The sequence below is a fragment of the Stenotrophomonas sp. STEN009 genome, assembly GCF_056760395.1.
Genome location: NZ_JBRRES010000070.1, coordinates 1 through 3,933 on the forward strand (window position 1 = coordinate 1; position 3,933 = coordinate 3,933).

At 66.6% G+C, this 3,933-nt stretch carries 3 protein-coding genes; all 3 read left to right on the forward strand.

What is annotated here, in order from left to right; all coding sequences use genetic code 11:
* Positions 1-310: 310 nt before the first annotated feature.
* Positions 311-1,528, forward strand: a complete 1,218-nt coding sequence (locus tag ACVOMM_RS18575; RefSeq protein ID WP_053517904.1) for a flagellin — start codon at positions 311-313, stop codon at positions 1,526-1,528.
* A 72-nt stretch (positions 1,529-1,600) separates the two neighbouring features.
* Positions 1,601-2,833 carry a flagellin gene (locus ACVOMM_RS18580; RefSeq protein WP_481526608.1) on the forward strand — a complete coding sequence of 411 codons (1,233 nt, stop codon included), beginning with the start codon at positions 1,601-1,603 and terminating at the stop codon, positions 2,831-2,833.
* Positions 2,834-2,919: 86 nt separating this feature from the next.
* On the forward strand, positions 2,920-3,933 hold a 1,014-nt coding region (locus tag ACVOMM_RS18585), incomplete at its 3' end, for a flagellin (RefSeq protein ID WP_481526609.1).

Genomic DNA, 3,933 nt, shown 5'->3' on the forward strand with positions numbered 1-3,933 from the left:
CCGCCGCGCGGTGCTGCGGCGTGCCCCGGGGGGCCCCCGGGGGCGGACATAACCCCCCGCCCCGCCCCGGCCCCCCCCCCCCGCCGCCCCCCGCGGCGCCCGCCACCCCTGCCCGCCCCCCTTCCAGGCTGGTGAAACCCCGGAAAAACAGCGTCCCGCTGGCTTTTTCCGGCTCATCGGAATTCACGCCTAAAGGTTGTTGACAAAGCGCCGTTATTCATTTGGCAACGGCGAAGCACACAGCCAAACAAAAAACAGGCGGCGCTTCGTTCCATTCACCTACGGGTTCCAAATAAGAGGAGACGACCCCATGGCACAGGTAATCAACACCAATACGATGTCGCTCAACGCTCAGCGCAACCTGAGCACCAGCGGCAACTCGCTGGCCACCACCATCCAGCGCCTCTCGTCCGGCCTGCGCATCAACAGCGCGAAGGACGACGCCGCCGGCCTGGCGATCTCGGAGCGTTTCAGCACCCAGATCCGCGGCCTGGACGTGGCCATCCGCAACGCCAACGACGGCATCTCGCTGGCCCAGGTCGCCGAAGGTTCGCTGAGCGAAGTCGGCAACAACCTGCAGCGCATCCGCGAACTGGCCGTGCAGGCCTCCAATGCCACCAACTCCAGCAGCGACCGCAAGGCCCTGCAGGCCGAAGTGACCCAGCTGGTCAGCGAAATCGACCGCGTCGCCAAGCAGAGCGACTTCAACGGCACCAAGCTGCTCGACGGCAGCTTCACCAGCCAGCTGTTCCAGGTGGGTGCCAACGCCGGCCAGGCCATCGCCATCAACAGCGTGGTCGACGCCAAGGCCAACTCGCTGGGCGCGACGACCTTCGTCAACGCTGGCAGCGCCACCCTGGATGACGCAGCCGTCGATGCCGCCGCCGGCACGCTGGCCAACATCACGGTGGGCGACGTCAGCATCGGCGACGTCACGTTCGACTACACCACCCCGCCAGGCGCGCCGGCCACCGCCGCCGAGATCGCTGCGGTGCGCAAGGTCAACCAGGACAACGCCACCAAGGCGCTGGCTGCTGCCCTGAACGGCAAGATCGGCGAAACCGGCCTGCATGCCGCGCAGTCCACCACCGCGGGCGAAGTCACCCTGACCTCGGTCAAGGCCGACAACACCGTGGCCGGTGTGACCGTGAAGATGGGGCCGACCGCCACCGCAACCGATCTGAACGCCCCCGCCGCCGGCACTGCTGCCGCCCACGTCGCCGACATCCAGATCGATACCGTCGCCGGCGCCCAGCAGGCCCTGGAGATCGTCGACAAGGCCCTGGAATCGGTCAACAGCGTCCGCGCCGACCTGGGCGCGATCCAGAACCGCTTCACCTCGGTGGTCGCCAACCTGCAGACCTCTTCCGAAAACCTGTCGGCCTCGCGCAGCCGCATCCGCGATACCGACTTCGCCAAGGAAACCGCCGAACTGACCCGCACCCAGATCCTGCAGCAGGCCGGCACGGCCATGCTGGCCCAGGCCAACCAGGTGCCGCAGAACGTGCTCAGCCTGTTGCAGCGCTGACATGAGCCGCTCCCGGGGCACGTCGGGGGCGTCTGACCCAACTCACGTGCAACCGCTCAAGGACCTCTCCTCATGGCACAAGTCATCAACACCAACACGATGTCGTTGAATGCTCAGCGTAACCTGAGCACCAGCGGCAGCTCGCTGGCCACCACCATCCAGCGCCTGTCCTCCGGTTCGCGCATCAACAGCGCCAAGGACGACGCCGCTGGCCTGGCGATCTCCGAGCGCTTCGGCACCCAGATCCGCGGCACCGATGTGGCCATCCGCAATGCCAACGACGGCATCTCGCTGGCCCAGGTCGCCGAAGGCTCGTTGACCGAGATCGGCAACAACCTGCAGCGCGTCCGCGAGCTGTCGGTGCAGGCCGCCAATGCCACCAACTCGGCCAGTGACCGCAAGGCGCTGCAGGCCGAAGTGACCCAGCTGGTCAGCGAAATCGACCGCGTTGCCAAGCAGTCCGAGTTCAACGGCACCAAGCTGCTGGATGGTTCGTTCTCCAGCCAGCTGTTCCAGGTCGGCGCCAATGCCGGCCAGGCCATCGCCATCGACAAGGTGGTCGATGCCAAGGCCGACGCGCTGGGCAATGCCGTCTTCGACGCCAACACCATCGCCATCGACGAAGGCGATACCGTCGCAGCCGATGCCGGCAAGGAAATCACCTATTCCGGCCTGACCATCGGTGGCGGCGGCCTGACCTCGGCGATCAAGATCGCCGACGTCAAGATCACCTCCACCGGCGACGCCGCCAAGGACCAGGCTGCCCTGGCCGCGGCGACCGTGACCGCGATCAACGCCAAGATCGGTGAGACCGGCGTCTACGCCGAACTCGACGGCACCACCGCCGGCCAGATCAACCTGACCTCGGTGAAGGAAAGCGTCGACAAGGACGGCAAGTTCGTCGCCATGTCGGCCACTGCGGGCACCAGCGCCGGCGTCACCGGCTTCGACAGCGCTGCCGCCACCGCCAGCACCGGTGCATCACCGGGCAAGCTGCTGAAGGACGTCGACATCAGCACCGTGAAGGGTGCCCAGCAGGCGCTGGAAGTGGTCGACAAGGCACTGGGTTCGATCAACAACACCCGCGCCGACCTGGGTGCGATCCAGAACCGCTTCACCTCGGTGGTCGCCAACCTGCAGACCTCGACGGAGAACCTGTCCGCCTCGCGCAGCCGCATCAAGGACACCGACTTCGCCAAGGAAACCGCTGAACTGACCCGTACCCAGATCCTGCAGCAGGCCGGTACGGCCATGCTGGCCCAGGCCAACCAGGTACCGCAGGGCGTGCTCAGCCTGCTGCGCTGATCCGCACCGTGATCGACTCCCGGGCGCCGACCAGGCCGGCGCCCGGACCCTGAACCACGTACCACCTCCGCCAAAGGAAATGCACCATGGCACAAGTCATCAACACCAATACGATGTCGCTGAATGCTCAGCGCAATCTGAGCACCAGCGGCGCCTCGCTGGCCACCACCATCCAGCGCCTGTCCTCGGGCTCGCGCATCAACAGCGCCAAGGACGACGCCGCCGGACTGGCGATCTCCGAGCGCTTCGGCACCCAGATCCGCGGCACCGACGTGGCCATCCGCAATGCCAACGACGGCATCTCGCTGGCCCAGGTCGCCGAAGGTTCGCTGACCGAGATCGGCAACAACCTGCAGCGCATCCGTGAGCTGTCGGTGCAGTCGTCCAACGCCACCAACTCGGCCAGCGACCGCAAGGCCCTGCAGGCTGAAGTGACCCAGCTGGTCAGCGAAATCGACCGCGTCGCCAAGCAGTCCGAGTTCAACGGCACCAAGCTGCTGGACGGCTCGTTCTCCAGCCAGCTGTTCCAGGTCGGTGCCAACGCCGGCCAGGCAATCGCCATCGACAAGGTGGTGGACGCCAAGACCGAATCGCTGGGCACCGCGACCTTCGCCACCGGCACTACGGCTGCCCTGGCAGCGGGCGGCGACGGCGCACGCATCACCGGTACCGTGATGGACGTGGATATCGGCACCGTCGAGATCAAGGCCGGCGCGACCACCGAAGAGGCCGCCAAGGCCGTGGCCACCGCCATCAACGCCAAGATCGGTGAAGCCGGCATCTACGCCGAAGCCAACAGCAACGGCACCCTGAAGCTGAGCTCGGTGAAGGAAGGCAAGGACGTCGTCGTTGCTGATATCGCCCTGGAGCGCAGCGACTTCGACGCCACCGCGGGCACCTGGGGCGCCAAGGCCGCTACCGCCGCCTACACGGCTGGCACCGCCACCGATGCCAGCGTGCAGAAGCTGGACGTGAGCACCGTGCTCGGCGCCCAGCAGGCGCTGGAAGTGGTCGACAAGGCACTGGGTTCGATCAACAACACCCGCGCCGACCTGGGTGCGATCCAGAACCGCTTCACCTCGGTGGTCGCCAACCTGCAG